The sequence below is a fragment of the Butyrivibrio sp. AC2005 genome (assembly GCF_000424145.1).
Taxonomy (GTDB): domain Bacteria; phylum Bacillota; class Clostridia; order Lachnospirales; family Lachnospiraceae; genus Butyrivibrio.
In genome coordinates this window covers 18,783-33,679 of the sequence record NZ_AUJI01000014.1, presented here as the reverse complement: position 1 = coordinate 33,679, position 14,897 = coordinate 18,783, and the positions used below count along the sequence as shown (strand labels likewise).

Here is a 14,897-nt window from a genome sequence, read left to right as displayed (position 1 = left end):
CCCACGGAGGCTTTTAGAATGGAATTAAAACCAGAAAAAATATCCGAGGTGATTCGAAGCCAGATCAAAAACTATCAAAATGCGATCATTCAGAATGAGACCGGTACAGTTCTCACCGTTGGTGACGGTATTTCCAGAGTTAGCGGACTTTTGAACTGTATGTCAGGAGAGCTTCTTGAGTTCGAGAACGGTACATTCGGAATGGCTCAGAACCTCGAAGAGACAGTAGTATCCGCGGTTCTGTTCGGAGAAGATGTTGGTATCAGCGAAGGACAGACCGTTAAGCGTACCGGACGCGTTGTTTCCGTTCCGGTAGGCGATGCAATGATAGGACGTGTTGTAAATGCTATCGGTCAGCCGATCGACGGCGCAGGCCCTATCGAATCAAATGATTACAGACCTGTTGAGATTAAGGCACCGGGTATCATCGAGAGACAGCCCGTTAAAGAGCCTTTGCAGACCGGTATCAAGGCTATCGACTCCATGATCCCGATCGGACGCGGACAGCGTGAGCTTATCATCGGTGACCGTCAGACAGGTAAGACCACAATTGCCATCGATACAATCATCAACCAGAAGGGCAAGGATGTTATCTGTATCTATGTTGCAATTGGTCAGAAGAGATCTACAGTTACATCACTTGTGGCAGAACTGCAGAACGCAGGTGCAATGGAGTATTCCATTGTCGTTGCAGCTACGGCTTCAGAACCCAGCCCGCTGCAGTACATCGCACCTTACACAGGCTGCACCATGGGTGAGTACTTCATGAATAAGGGTAAGCATGTACTGGTTATCTATGATGACCTTTCAAAGCACGCTGTTGCGTATCGTGCACTTTCCCTTCTTATTCGCAGACCTCCGGGACGTGAGGCATATCCCGGCGACGTATTCTACCTGCATTCAAGACTCCTTGAGAGAGCTGCAAAGCTTTCTGATGAAAATGGCGGCGGTTCACTTACCGCTCTTCCTATCATCGAGACTCAGGCCGGTGACGTATCTGCATACATTCCTACAAACGTTATCTCCATCACTGATGGACAGATATTCCTGGAGACCGAGCTTTTCCACTCAGGTATCATGCCTGCGGTTAACCCCGGTATCTCAGTATCCCGAGTAGGTGGTAATGCTCAGATCAAGGCTATGAAAAAGGTTGCAGGTACCCTGAAGCTGATCTATTCACAGTATCGTGAGCTGCAGAGTTTTGCTCAGTTCGGTTCAGACCTTGATGAAGACACCAAGAGTCGTCTTGCACAGGGTGAAAGAATCGTGGAAGTTCTTAAGCAGGATAAGAGTTCACCGGTTGCTGTTGAAAAACAGGTTGCTATCTTGTACGCAGTTATCAACAATGTACTGACAGAGGTTGCTGTTACAGATATTGCAGAGTATGAGGCTGGACTTTTCGAATACCTTGATACCAATCCTGACGGAAGCGATGTTATGAAGACTATTCGCGAGACAGGAAAACTCGAGGCAGAGACAGAAGAGAAGATGAAGTCTGTACTCAAGGCTTATACTGATCAGTTCCTAAGCAAGAAAGCTTAAGAAAAATGTACAGAAATACATTTTCAGTACAGGTTGAATTTGGAGGATAATACATGGCTGCTAATATGAAAGCTGTGAAGCTCCGGATAAAAAGCGTACAGAGTACTATGCAGATTACAAAGGCGATGCAGCTGGTTGCAGCAAGTAAGCTGAGAAAGGCTAAGGAGAAAGCAGATAACTCCAAGCCCTATCTTAATACTTTGCTTACAACTTTGCAGGACATTGCCAATGAAAACCATGATTTCCAGTCGCCTTACACCAAGGCAACCAAGAGTGATAAGTGGTTATATGTTGTAATTGCCGGTGACAGAGGACTTGCGGGAGGATATAACTCCAACCTGTTTAAGTTCATGGAAAGCGAAACAAAGGGCCGTGATATTGAGGTATTTCCGATAGGAAAAAAATCTGTTGAATATTTCAAGCACAGAAATGTTCCGATTTTCACAGAGGAATTTGCAGAGGTTGCAAAGGTAACTGTATCAGAGTGTTTCTCTGTAGCAAAGATTATTTGTGAAGCATATAAAGAAGGAAAATTCGGGCATATTTTCCTGTGTTATACAGATTTCATATCAATGATGTCACAGGTTCCGAAGGCCAGTCCCATCTTACCGCTGTCAGATCTGGCAGCAGAAGGCGGGGCTCATAAAAAAGCTAAATCGCTTATTCTGTATGAGCCGGATAGTGAGACTGTATTTAATGCAATTGTACCGGAGTATTTGGCGGGAGTGCTTTTTACAAGTATAAGTATTTCAGTTGCGAGTGAACTTGCAGCTAGAAGAACTGCAATGGAAGCAGCTACCGACAACGCAGAAGAAATGATTGAAACATTAAGTCTGTACTATAACAGAGCCAGACAGGCAAGCATCACGCAGGAGATCACCGAGATCGTCGCGGGTGCTGAAGAACCATAAAAAAGTTGTCTTCATTATAGATAAAAGTAACTCTTGCCTTCCCTTTGGGGGGAAGGTGGCACGAAGTGCCGGATGAGGGGAAGACAAAGAGAAAAAGGAGTACTCACAATGAGTGAAAAACATGTTGGAAAGGTAATACAGGTAACAGGACCTGTCCTTGACATTCGTTTTGGCGAGGGTGAGCTGCCGGATCTGCATAGCGCTATCGAAATCAAGAATGGTGATACCACTCTTGTAGCAGAGGTTGCGCAGCAGATTGGTGATGATGTAGTTCGTTGTATTGCAATGAGCTCCACGGACGGACTTGTTCGTGGAATCGAGGCAGTTGATACAGCGGCTCCCATTTCAGTTCCGGTTGGTGACGAGTGCCTCGGAAGAATTTTCAATCTTCTGGGTGAGCCCGTTGATAATCAGCCTGCGCCGACAACACAGGAGAGATGGCCTATTCACAGACCGGCTCCTTCGTTCGAAGATCAGGTTCCTGCAACTGAGATTTTTGAAACAGGTATTAAGGTAGTTGACCTTATCTGTCCTTATGCTAAGGGCGGTAAGATTGGTTTGTTCGGTGGTGCGGGAGTTGGTAAAACTGTCCTTATCATGGAACTTATCAATAACGTTGCAAAGGCACATGGTGGTATCTCAGTATTCACCGGTGTTGGAGAACGTACCCGTGAAGGTAATGACCTTTATGGAGAAATGAAAGAAAGCGGAGTTATTAACAAGACCGCACTCGTTTATGGGCAGATGAACGAGCCTCCGGGAGCACGTATGAGAGTTGCTCTTTCAGGTCTTACAATGGCTGAGTATTATCGTGATGTAAAGAATCAGGACGTGCTTCTTTTCATTGATAATATCTTCCGTTTCACACAGGCTGGTTCTGAGGTTTCAGCGCTGCTTGGCCGTATGCCTTCAGCCGTTGGTTATCAGCCTACACTGGCTACAGAGATGGGTGCGCTTCAGGAGCGTATCACATCAACCAAGAAGGGATCAATCACTTCTGTTCAGGCCGTATACGTGCCTGCCGATGACTTGACTGACCCTGCACCCGCAACGACATTCACACACCTGGATGCAACCACCGTTCTTTCCCGTGACATTGCATCAAAGGGTATTTATCCGGCAGTTGATCCTCTGGATTCCACCAGCCGTATCCTTTCACCTGACGTAGTTGGTAAGGAACACTACGAAGTAGCGAAGGGTGTTCAGCAGGTTCTTCAGAGATATCGTGAACTCCAGGATATCATCGCTATCATGGGTATGGATGAGCTTTCCGATGAAGATAAGCAGACCGTATTCAGAGCACGTAAGGTTCAGAACTTCCTGTCACAGAGCTTCTCGGTAGCTGAGCAGTTCACAGGACTTCCGGGCAAATATGTTCCTCTGAAGGAAACCATCCGCGGATTTAAGATGATCCTTAACGGCGAGTGTGATGACCTTCCGGAGTCTGCATTCCTGCTTGTCGGAACAATTGATGAAGTGTTCGAAAAAGCTAAGAAAAATTGATGAGGTTGATATATGGCTACTTATCATTTACAGGTCGTGTCCATTGATGGATTGGAATATGAGGGCGAAGTTGAGAAGGTGCTGCTTCGTACTATAGACGGTGATGTTGAGATTCTTGCCCGACACACCAACTACTGTACAGGCATCGGCATGGGAACTGCTCATGTAACCTTCGCAGATGGCAAGGAGAGAAAGGCAGCCTGCATAGGAGGCATGCTCTCTGTTATGGAAGGCGAAGTCCGAATTCTTCCTACAAACTGGCTTTGGAGCGACGAAATAGATGTGGAACGTGCGCGTTCAGCAAAGGCCAGGGCAGAGGAAGCGCTTAAAGATGCTAAGCTCACCAAAGAGGCAAGAATCCGCGCCGAAGCCAAGCTTTATCGTGCACTTGTAAGAATTGGTTCTGCAGACTGATTGATGTCTTGTAATCAGACTGATTGATGATCTTTAAGCAGGCTAATTGATGGGCTTTGAGTAGACTGATGGGTATTTTAGGCAGACTGATAGAGAGTTTGCCAAAATATTAGACAGTGTACAGACATGCTGTGTATTTATAAGTATTGCAGTTTTGTTTTTATAAGCCTACAATAAGATTATAAGGCGCTGTGGCTTGCCGATATGGCTTGCTGCGGCGCTTTTGTAAATTTGAGGCTGTGGCGTCTTTTTACACGAGGTCTTAAGCAGAGACTTTTGTGCTTTTGTTTCAGTCTTGAGAAAGAGGACGCTTTTGAGTGCTTTTCTGTGTGAAAGGAAATATTGGGGAACTTTTTGCTGTTTGGTATCCTTTTTGGTGAGTTTTAGAGGGTGATATTTCAAATAAAGGAAATATCTCGATAAAAATATCAATTTGGTACCCATAATACTTTGAAATAGGGGTACCAAATTAAGAAAAATCGACTCACAGCGAAAATAGCACTTAAAACAAGCCTGGTTATAGTTGAAAAGGGATACCAAAACAAGATTTTTATGTGTTTTTTTCAAAGAAAAAACTATAGGTCAAATAAAGCTGCTGATAGCATAAAAGTTGCGCATGGGTATATCAGGATTTGGACTATATTATGTCTCTTCCAAAATGCAAATCAATTAACCCTTGAACGTAGCTGATATCAAGAGGATAGTCAGCGGTTTCGTAGGTGAGAATTAGATTGTCTCCCGGAACATATCCGGCATTTATATAGCTTCTAATCTTGTTACACATAGTATTTTGATACTTGGCTTGATCAGCAAGACCAAAGTGCTCCCAAATATATAATTTGTTGGTAACAGGATGTTGAATTGTGAAATCAGGATAAATGGTGTAATCGCCCAGCAAAAGTGCACGCTCATATGTATAAGTAAGCTGATGATCAAACAAAGCGTAGGCGATAATAGCTTCTGACTTTGATCTGACAAATTGTCCCTTAGGTGCTTTTATTATCAAGGCTTCGGGGTGATTGGGGTTGGATTCGTAATCCTGATCACTTAGCCATTGATATTGATCTGACAGAAGGGATAGATAAGGAGAATCTGCATTTAATATTTTATCGAGCTTGCATTGCTTTCTGACTCGTAAATAAGCATTGATTGCACTGATCTCATTTTCAATATCGCGAATAAAGTTGTTTAACAGAGCCTTTTTAGCAAGCTGTGATGCATATTCAGTTTTACTCTTGGATATATAAGTCCTTTTGAATTTGCCGGATTTATCTTTTTCCTGAAGATACCACTTTGCTCCATTTTGATATATTACAAGAGTTCCTTCAGGTAAAGTGTTTACTTCAGATTTATATTTGTGAAGCAGCTGTGTTAGCTGCTGTTTTCTGGTTGAAAAATAATTAGACATACTTTTTTATATATTGCCATCGTTGAGGCAATATAAATAATACTCCTTACAAATTACTACTCCTCAAAAGAAAAATGCTTCAAAAATCAAAATAGGAAAATGCTTCAAAAACTAAAATAGGAAAATGCGGATGAATATCCTTTAAACGAATTAGATGATAACATGTTTGAATTATAATGTAAATATAGTATAAAAATGTTATTGTGAAAGTAATGAAAGAGATAATAGGGAGAAACAATATGCAGAAAAATGTCCTGGCTGAACAGAAAAAAGTGGCAATCCTGTTAATCATATATAGAATTCCTGAGTTTGTTACATCGCTTATAGCTGCGGCTGCAAGTGGTTCTATGGTGGTGTGGCTGGAGTTTATCGAGAATGCGAGTATTCTGATACCGGGAATTATTATTGTTATTCTCTCGGGCAAGCTTAGTCAGAACCTGAAGTTTACTTTTAACTATGGAACTGGAAAAGTTGAAGCAATATCAGCGCTAAGCTGTGAGATGTTTGATCTTGCGGGAATTTTTTGCGTTGTTTTCTTTGCAATAAGGAAGATAATAATGCCGGACATAGAGGAAGATTTCCTTGCGTTTGCACTGGTTGTAAGTATTATTGGATTATTAATTGATATATTTATTTATTATAAGGAAAAGAGCTTTGTCGAAAAGGAACACAGCAGGATGATTCACTCTGCATTTGTTGCAGCCAGAAACGAATTCGTGTTTGATGCAATTTCTATTGTAACTCTGATAATTGGAATTATATTTGAAAAAAAGAGTTGGATAAGATATTTTTCACCGATAGTATGTGTAGTTGTGTCGTTGCCATTAGCATATATTGTGGTTCACCATCTAACGGATGCTATTCGAGAACTTAGTGATCTGACATTAGATGAGGAATCACAACTGAAAATTCTCAAGGCTTTAAATGAGTTTTATGAATACTATGATGAACTTGGAGAGATTAAAAGCCGTATAAGCGGAAATGATCAATATGTTGATATTGAACTTTGCTTTAAGCAGGACATGCCTTTTCGTGAAGTCAGCAAGGTATCGGAAGACATAAGAAAAAGAGTATCTGATGAAATCGGTGGTGGGATAGTAAATGTAGTAATACTCTAAATGCAGGAACTGTAGTGGAATTGTGAACGTAGTAATACTCTAAATTCAGGAACTGTGGTGGGATCGTGAACGTAGTAATACTCTAAATGCAGGAACTGTGGTGGGATCGTGAACGTAGGAATGCTCTACATGCAGAAACATCTGCGATTGCAAACGTCGAAAATACGATGTAAGAAGCACTGCATAAGAGTTATTCAAGATCCTGGCTTCACGATTTCCAATACCTGTTTACGTGTGTCGTACCAATTGTGAAAAGAGATCTCAAAAGAATTTACAGTCATAGTTCCCAAAATATGAGGTTCTTCTATGTAATGCATAAGCTTATCAGCATTTTTGTATTTTTCATGGAGTCTTGAAATAGTAATATGAGATGAAACTGTCTTATACCGTTCTTCAAGTAACAGACCATTTGATGCAAGTGAAGCCCTTAGAGCTTCTCTGAATTGCTGAAGCTGTTCATCGTAATAACCCTTTACCATGATTGCATTATCACTTGCAGTAAGTCCGTCAAACATAATATTGAAGGGCGATATTTCCATGCTGCATTTTTTTATACATCTAATGTAATCATCAAGATTATCCGGGATTCGTCTACCCTCTTCTCCCCTTAGAATATCCATAACTGTTATATGAAAATCTTTTTCGGGGTAAAAGTACAGACCGGGCTCTATTTCCCTCAAACTTTGTATACATTCACTTATTTTTGCTGAAATATCTGGGGCAATTCGTATCAGGACGACCAGCGCCATTCTATTATCGTTTTCTGCATTTTTTAACAAAATATCCCCGTTACCACCATTCAGAAAACAATCTCTATTGTTTCTTAGTATTTTTTCATAATGTTCATTTAAAAATTTTTTATCCATAGTCTTATCCTAAAGCAACCTAATCAGATTAGGTATGTGTAATTGTGTAAGAAATAAAGGCGGGAAATTTGTTTAAATCTGATAATTGAAGAAGAAAGTCATATAATCTATAATGTGTGTACGTTAACGGATTTTGCGTAAAGACGAGAAATTCAGAAAAAGTGGGGTAGGAAAAATGACAATCAAAAGTGTAACAGACAAAGAATTTAAAGAGTATGGCAGAGTTGTTGAGGGATACAGTGTTGCAGAAATTCTTAAGACTCTTGAGAATGACACACCTTGTCCGGAGGGTGTTGTTTATGTAGCTGAGGAGCCAAAGCTCATGGCTACTGCAGATACTAAGGATCTTGGAACAAGCCTTTTCGGCGGAATGCCTTTCCAGTTCGGTTACTGCAACGGACATAACACAAAGATGAACTGCATGGAGTATCACAGAGACAGCGAATTTAACCTTGGCACAGAGGACTTCATTCTTCTTCTTGCAAAGCTCAGCGACATTGAAGACGGTAAGCTTGATTCTTCAAAGGTAGTAGCATTCAAGTGCCCTAAGGGCGTACTTGTTGAGGTTTATGCATCAACACTTCACTATGCTCCCTGCCATGCAGATGCATCAAAGGGCTTTAAGGTCCTCATCGCACTTCCCAAGGGAACAAACGTAGGAACAACAGAGACAGCAGGCAAGAACCTTGATGACAGAACACTTTTTGCGACTAACAAGTGGCTTCTTGCACACAAGGATGCATCTGAGATCGCTGATGGTGCATACGAAGGTATTACAGGCGAGAATATTGATATAGCAAATCTCATCTAATAGAAAAATATTGCTATTACAAGATGGTGAAGCATAATACTATTGCCTTCCCCTTGGGGGGAGGTGTCAGCGAAGCTGACGGATGAGGGGATCATGGCAACAATAACAGAAATAGCGAAGGTGGCCGGAGTTTCAATAGGCACTGTTGACCGTGTCTTGCATAACAGAGGCTATGTGAAGGCTGAGACAAGGGAACGGGTGGAAAAAGCCTGTGAAGAGCTTCATTATGAACCAAATCGTGTGGCACAGGGACTTGCTGTCAGGAAAAAGAAATTGAAATTCCTTTTCCTGATTCCCAAGACTCAGTACAGTCCGTTTTTTATTCCGGTGAGGGAGAGTGCGGAAAAGAAGGCAAAATCTCTTGAAGCATATGCGGCGACTACAGATATTATAGAATATCCCGATAATGAAGCTGACGAGAAGGCACTATTAAAATCGCTACATAAAACTATAGGTGAATATGACGGTGTGTGTATAACAGGCACTGTTTCACCTATTAATGATTTGATAATCGAAGAGCAGAAAAAGCGTGATCTTCCGCTTGTTTTCTACAACAGCAGGCTGGATGGAGTAGAGCATCTTGCGTATGTGGGATGTGACTATATTGCATCAGGAAGGCTGGCAGCAGGACTTACTGCAATGGCTGGCGGAGAAGACGCTAAGATTTGTTTTTTCACGGAATATGACAGTATCAAGGAAAGTGCAACAGAGCGTATTAGGGGCTTTTCAAACGAGATGAATTCCCGCTATCCGGATATGGAGCTTCTGGGAAAATGGAGTATTGCGCTGGACCGTGAAGAAAATAGGCGTTCTGTAAGAGAAATGTTTATTAAGTATCCCGAGACTAATGTGGTGTATGTGATAAATCCCAGAGATTATGACATATGCAGACTGATAGCGATGGAGGATACGCAGCACAAGATACGTATCATAACGAATGACCTTGTTGCAGTGCAGTATGAGATGTTCCATAAGGGAATGATTACTGCGACCATATGTCAGGAGCCTGAAAAACAGGGAAAACTTTCATTGGAGATACTATTTAATTATCTGGCTTATGGGACAGTGCCCAAGAAGGTGAATTATACCGAGCTTAGTATTCATATTGAGCAGAATTTATAGAGGGCATTTACACAAAATTTTCCCATTATTTCTGTGAAATATGTCAAATTGACAACAGGCACCATAAAACTTATGATTTAGTAGATGTGTTAACGTACACACAAAATGATGGGATGCATTACAGATACCTGTAAATGCATGAAAATCAAGTGGCTTTTCGCGGTTTTGGAAAGAAAATCGCATTTTAAAAAAGAAAATTATTTATAAGGGTAGGAGGAAAAAAGAATGAATAACATTCCCCAGGTTAAAATCGGTCTGGTAGCAGTCAGCCGTGACTGTTTCCCGGCATCACTTGCAATCAATCGTAGAAAGGCTTTAGTAGAGAGCTACAAGAAGCTTTACAACGACGTAGACGTTTATGAGTGCCCTGTTTGTATCATCGAGAGCGAGACTCAGACACTTGAGGCTCTTGAGGATGTTAAGAAGGCAGGATGTAATGCACTTTGTGTATATCTTGGTAACTTCGGTCCTGAGATTTCAGAGACACTTCTTGCAGAGAAGTTTGGTGGTCCTGTAATGTTCTGCGCAGCAGCAGAGGAGTCACAGGGTGACCTTATCGATGGCAGAGGAGATGCATACTGCGGTATGCTTAACGCAAGCTACAACCTTCACCTTCGCAATGTAAAGGCATATATTCCTGAGTATCCTGTTGGAACAGCAGATGAGTGCGCTAAGATGATCAACGAGTTCGTTCCGATCGCAAGAGCACTTTACGGACTGTCAGAGCTCAAGGTTATCAGCTTTGGCCCTCGTCCGATGAACTTCCTTGCTTGTAACGCACCTATTCAGCAGATTTACAACCTTGGTGCTGAGATTGAAGAGAACTCAGAGCTTGATCTTTTCGAGAGCTTCAACAAGCATGCCGGTGATGCAAGAATCGCTGATGTCGTTGCAGATATGGAGAAGGATCTTGGCGCTGGTAACAAGAAGCCTGAAATCCTTGCAAAGCTTGCTCAGTATGAGCTTACACTTCTTGACTGGATCGAGGAGCACAGAGGCGGTAAGAAGTTTGTATGTATCGCTGGTAAGTGCTGGCCTGCATTCCAGACACAGTTTGGTTTTGTTCCCTGCTATGTAAACAGCCGTCTTACAGGCCGCGGAATTCCGGTATCCTGCGAAGTAGATATCTACGGTGCAATCAGTGAGTTCATCGGAACATGCATCTCTAATGACGCTGTTACACTTCTTGATATCAACAACTCTGTACCTGCTGATATGTACGAGCAGTCCATCAAGGGCAAGTTCGATTACAAGCACACAGATACATTCATGGGCTTCCACTGCGGAAATACATGCACAAGCAAGCTTTCAAGCTGCGAGATGAAGTTCCAGAGAATTATGGCCAGAAACCTTCCTGAGGAAGTTACACAGGGAACACTTGAAGGTGACATCGTGCCTGGTGATATCACATTCTACAGACTGCAGAGCACATCTGATAACCACCTTCGCGCATATGTTGCACAGGGTGAGGTTCTTCCTGTTGCTACTCAGTCCTTCGGCGGTATCGGTGTATTCGCTATCCCGGAGATGGGAAGATTCTACAGACATGTTCTCATCCAGGGCAACTTCCCTCATCACGGTGCAGTTGCATTTGGTCACTTCGGAAAGGCTCTTTACGAGGTATTCAAGTATGTAGGTGCTGAGACAATCGGCTACAACCAGCCTGCATCACTTCCTTATCCTACAGAGAATCCTTTCGCATAATTAGTGATAATTGTTTTATACAATAGCTAGGTTATAGAAATAAGAATAAGAGCGCCTTTCGAGAATTGTTTTTTCGAAGGGCGCTTTTTTATTTCCGGTTGGAAAGTTAAAAATACAGGTCTTCTTAAAAAAACAGACCTTAATTCCTGATTTTGTAAGTGAGATATTTATAAACACATATTAGGTTAACAGGAGAGGTATTTTCCTGAATTGGTACCCGTTTTAGGGTAGAAAATATATAAAATAAAGGTAAGCGGTGCAACAAGCGCGTACACGGGCTTTTGAAACCAGAAACGATTATATTGTTTCTGGTTTTTTATAATTTGCTATTATTAAAATGCAGTTATTAGCCGATATCGTAAATGAGATACTATTTGTTATCAAAGTTGTACATGGAGGTCGACTATGATTATAAAAGATCCGGGTTTTTTACGATATGATCCAGGTTTAAAGGATCAAGTTCCTAAGATTGACATTCCTAAAAAGGCTGAACCAGTATTTATAAAAGAAAAATTAGAGCAAATATTAGCTGAAGACCCAGATAATCCGCTTAAAGAAAAGCTGTCAAGTGCTGTTTCTGTTGAGATTTCTGAAGAAGGAAAGAAACTATCAGAATCTGTTTCAAACTCAACCGAGAATTATAAAGAAGCAGGTGTAACCAGTCAACGAGAGCCCTGGGAATCTTGCAGTAAAGAATTTATAGGTTATGACAGGAAAGACTGGTTAGGCAACGACAGTATGCTATATGCATTCAGAGTAGAAGATCCGGATGGCTATGCTGATTATATCAAGCTCCTGGATGAGGCCATAAATAGTCGAATAAAAAAACACGATGGGGTAACTGAAATCTTTGATTGGAATGAAGATAGTTTAAAGCTTTTATATAAAGCATACAGTAGATTTAGTGATTTCCGTGATCTTAAATATCAGAATGATCCACAAATGAATAGAAATTCTGTACGGAGATCAACTATCGATATTCTTGAGAAGACCTATTCTGATTCAAAACATGACTTAAGCATCAATACGCATTTTACAGGTGAGGATCTCAAACCAAAGAATATATTTTCCGGAGCAAGTCTTTGGAGATATAGTACTAAGTTCAATATGCTCATGTCTACGGATTTGCTTGAGAAACTGACATACGGCAGCGATGACGATAAGCGTAATATACTCAAAGTAATTGATAAGTCAGTTAATGAAATGAAAGATATAGAAAAAGCCTATTCCGGTAATAAAGAATTCCTTAGATTTGGTGTTACACTTGACGATAATGGAAAAGTCTCATATCACGCCAACTATAAGGACTGTTCAAATCCTTACGGAATCGAAGCCAACAGTGCAGATGATCTCTTAAAAAAGCTTATGTCCGACAATTGAAAATGTGAAACCATACCAGGCAGTTCTCAACCCGAGAGCTGCCTTTTTTATGAGATCAATCAGCTATCATTCAAAACTTTTGCAATTTTTACAAGTTTTGAAAGACAAGCATACGAACTGCCCTGCAGACCATGTGTCCGCAGGGTTTTTTTTTGTGATTTTTGATCAGGCTGTATCTGCCACAGGATTATCGGAAGCTTCTGCGGTCTTCCGTGGCGGCTTTGGAATTACAGGTGCAGGGAACATGCCTGAATACATCTGATTCCTGTTTTCAGCGCATTCCTCTTCGTAAGTGTGGAATGCATCTGACCACGGGACCATGTCCTTAAGGCATTCACGGTCAGTGATATTTCCGTATTCATCCAGATGTTCCGGCATCTTTTCTATGAGATATTTGATATATGTATAAGGATTGACGTTGTTTGCTTTTGCAGTCTCCACAATGGAATACATGGCAGCATTTACCTCTGCTCCGGTAACGGTATCAGCAAAAAGCCAGTTGGCTCTGCCCACGCTGTAACCACGGATATGGCGTTCGCTGCTTCCATTGTCGCATGGGATGTTTCCATCTTCAAGGAACCTTCGAAGGTATACTTCCTGGTTTATGGCATAGTCAATGGCTTTTGCAAGCTTCTCGGAGAATATCATTTCTGACTCGGCCAGTTCATGGATATATTCAAACAGGGAACCCATCTTCGGGGCAACAAACTCTTTCCTTGCAAGGAGTCTGTCATCAGCTGTCATGTTCTTAAGCCTGTTTTCTTCCTCGTAGACTTCCCTTATCAGCATGAGGGCCTTTACCTCGGGCATCTCAAGTATCTGCTCATCCGTAAGTCCTTTCAGGTCATTGACAAAAAGTGCAATGGCAAAATACCTGCGGCAGTGCATCAGGCATCCTGTAGCCAGGATCCTTCCTTCACTTTCTTCCTCCATAACATGATAGGATATATATGCATCACAGGTGATATAACCATGGAATTCAAGAAGGAGTTTCCTTAAGTGGTCAGTGCCTCGTGTTGCTTCATAAAAGAACAGTATTATAGGATTGCAGGAAGCCAGCTCACTGGTACTGTGAACCCAGAGAAAACCCTTTGTTCCTGCGGCTCTTCCGTCTCTGTTTACGAGAAGATATGTTTCATCACACTGATGATACCTGCACTGCAGCATGAGCTCTGTAAGGTACTCTATGACCGGGCGAGTTATCACAGGAACGAGTTCGTTTACCCACCTTATGATGACCTGTCTTGAAAGGGCAAGCCCCCAGTTGTTGTAGTCATCGGACTGCCTGTAGAAGGGCAGCGCAAGCACAAACTTCCTGTACAGTATGTCTGCAAGGAGTGATGCTGAAAGATATGATCTGTCTTTTATGGGATTTTTATAGGGAACGGTCGACATCCTGTGTTCAAGACCTGACGATATCACAGGAGTAAATATCCTTTTTACATAGATGGGGCACTCTATCTTTTCGATAGTGAAATGTTCGTGCCAACTGGCTATTCGCCAGTTGCCCTCACCGTATTCTTCATTGAGCTTGTCTATATCAAGGTCATAAAGCAGCTGCATAGGAAGGTTCATTATGGATTCATACAGGTTAGCTGTACGTGTACCTTTTTTAGAACCGTTGTCCTTTGTTACATGGCTGCCATTATTGCCGGAATTGTTCTGCCCGTCTTTACCGGGATCTTCAGAACGTGACTTTTTGAGATCCTCAAAACTTATGAGGCTTCCTTTCTTTTTTCCACGTTCATCGGAATCTTCAACCTGGCTTTCATCCTCAAACTCTTCAGGAGGGTTCTGCGCATTCTCAAGGGAATCAATGAATTTCTCTGTATGACGTCCGAATATCATCCTAGTCTTAAGGGAGAGCTGTTCATTAAGCTTAGCAATGACTTTTTTGCAGTCTCCAAGCTCCTTTTTTGTGTCTTCGAGCTCTTTCTGCATGGCACGGAATGCGAGGGCACTTTCCGTGTTTATCCTGTCACTTGCATTTTCCCTGAGCGTTTTTTCCTCGATCATGTCATACATGGACATGCAGAGCTCTCGCAGATAGTACTCCCCCAGACCATTTATGGTTTTTTCAAAGTTTTTCCTATCTGCTTTCATCCCTGCATCCTCCCT

At 41.9% G+C, this 14,897-nt stretch carries 12 protein-coding genes; 9 read left to right on the top strand and 3 right to left on the bottom strand.

Annotation, left to right across the window (positions count from 1 at the left end; translation table 11 throughout):
* The first annotated feature begins 18 nt into the window (after nucleotides 1-18).
* The 4 genes from atpA to atpC all read left to right on the top strand — a co-directional run bounded on the left by atpA (nucleotide 19) and on the right by atpC (nucleotide 4,370).
* Complete coding sequence (gene atpA / locus G602_RS0104920; RefSeq protein ID WP_026657959.1) at nucleotides 19-1,542, top strand: F0F1 ATP synthase subunit alpha; 1,524 nt, start codon at nucleotides 19-21, stop codon at nucleotides 1,540-1,542.
* 53 nt (nucleotides 1,543-1,595) lie between these two features.
* Nucleotides 1,596-2,453 (top strand): ATP synthase F1 subunit gamma, encoded by an 858-nt coding sequence (gene atpG, locus G602_RS0104915; RefSeq protein WP_026657957.1) that lies wholly within the window; start codon nucleotides 1,596-1,598, stop codon nucleotides 2,451-2,453.
* A 108-nt stretch (nucleotides 2,454-2,561) separates the two neighbouring features.
* Nucleotides 2,562-3,956, top strand: a complete 1,395-nt coding sequence (atpD, locus tag G602_RS0104910) for a F0F1 ATP synthase subunit beta (protein ID WP_026657956.1) — start codon at nucleotides 2,562-2,564, stop codon at nucleotides 3,954-3,956.
* A gap of 12 nt (nucleotides 3,957-3,968) precedes the next feature.
* Complete coding sequence (gene atpC / locus G602_RS0104905) at nucleotides 3,969-4,370, top strand: ATP synthase F1 subunit epsilon (protein WP_026657955.1); 402 nt, start codon at nucleotides 3,969-3,971, stop codon at nucleotides 4,368-4,370.
* 637 nt (nucleotides 4,371-5,007) lie between these two features.
* Here the strand turns inward: atpC and G602_RS28590 are convergent.
* Complete coding sequence (locus G602_RS28590) at nucleotides 5,008-5,778, bottom strand: hypothetical protein (RefSeq protein WP_049945063.1); 771 nt, start codon at nucleotides 5,776-5,778, stop codon at nucleotides 5,008-5,010.
* Between the two features lie 239 nt (nucleotides 5,779-6,017).
* Here G602_RS28590 and G602_RS0104895 point away from each other — a divergent pair, with 239 nt between their 5' ends.
* The gene (locus G602_RS0104895; RefSeq protein WP_026657954.1) at nucleotides 6,018-6,896 is read left to right on the top strand and encodes a cation diffusion facilitator family transporter; all 879 of its coding nucleotides are present in this window, start codon (nucleotides 6,018-6,020) and stop codon (nucleotides 6,894-6,896) included.
* A gap of 194 nt (nucleotides 6,897-7,090) precedes the next feature.
* On the opposite strand, the gene G602_RS0104890 is transcribed toward G602_RS0104895, so the two are convergent.
* Nucleotides 7,091-7,762: a 2'-5' RNA ligase family protein gene (locus G602_RS0104890; RefSeq protein ID WP_026657953.1), complete on the bottom strand. Its 672-nt coding sequence runs from the start codon at nucleotides 7,760-7,762 to the stop codon at nucleotides 7,091-7,093.
* Between the two features lie 175 nt (nucleotides 7,763-7,937).
* Between G602_RS0104890 and G602_RS0104885 the strand changes: the two genes are divergently transcribed.
* From G602_RS0104885 to G602_RS0104870, 4 genes are all read left to right on the top strand, one after another.
* The gene (locus tag G602_RS0104885) at nucleotides 7,938-8,573 is read left to right on the top strand and encodes a DUF4867 family protein (protein WP_026657952.1); all 636 of its coding nucleotides are present in this window, start codon (nucleotides 7,938-7,940) and stop codon (nucleotides 8,571-8,573) included.
* A gap of 93 nt (nucleotides 8,574-8,666) precedes the next feature.
* Nucleotides 8,667-9,695, top strand: a complete 1,029-nt coding sequence (locus tag G602_RS0104880) for a LacI family DNA-binding transcriptional regulator (protein WP_026657951.1) — start codon at nucleotides 8,667-8,669, stop codon at nucleotides 9,693-9,695.
* Between the two features lie 225 nt (nucleotides 9,696-9,920).
* Complete coding sequence (locus G602_RS0104875; protein ID WP_026657949.1) at nucleotides 9,921-11,399, top strand: L-fucose/L-arabinose isomerase family protein; 1,479 nt, start codon at nucleotides 9,921-9,923, stop codon at nucleotides 11,397-11,399.
* A 405-nt stretch (nucleotides 11,400-11,804) separates the two neighbouring features.
* The gene (locus G602_RS0104870; RefSeq protein WP_026657527.1) at nucleotides 11,805-12,779 is read left to right on the top strand and encodes a DUF6033 family protein; all 975 of its coding nucleotides are present in this window, start codon (nucleotides 11,805-11,807) and stop codon (nucleotides 12,777-12,779) included.
* 165 nt (nucleotides 12,780-12,944) lie between these two features.
* On the opposite strand, the gene tnpC is transcribed toward G602_RS0104870, so the two are convergent.
* Nucleotides 12,945-14,882, bottom strand: coding sequence for an IS66 family transposase (tnpC, locus tag G602_RS0104865; RefSeq protein WP_026657526.1), 1,938 nt, complete (start codon nucleotides 14,880-14,882; stop codon nucleotides 12,945-12,947).
* Nucleotides 14,883-14,897: the final 15 nt, after the last annotated feature.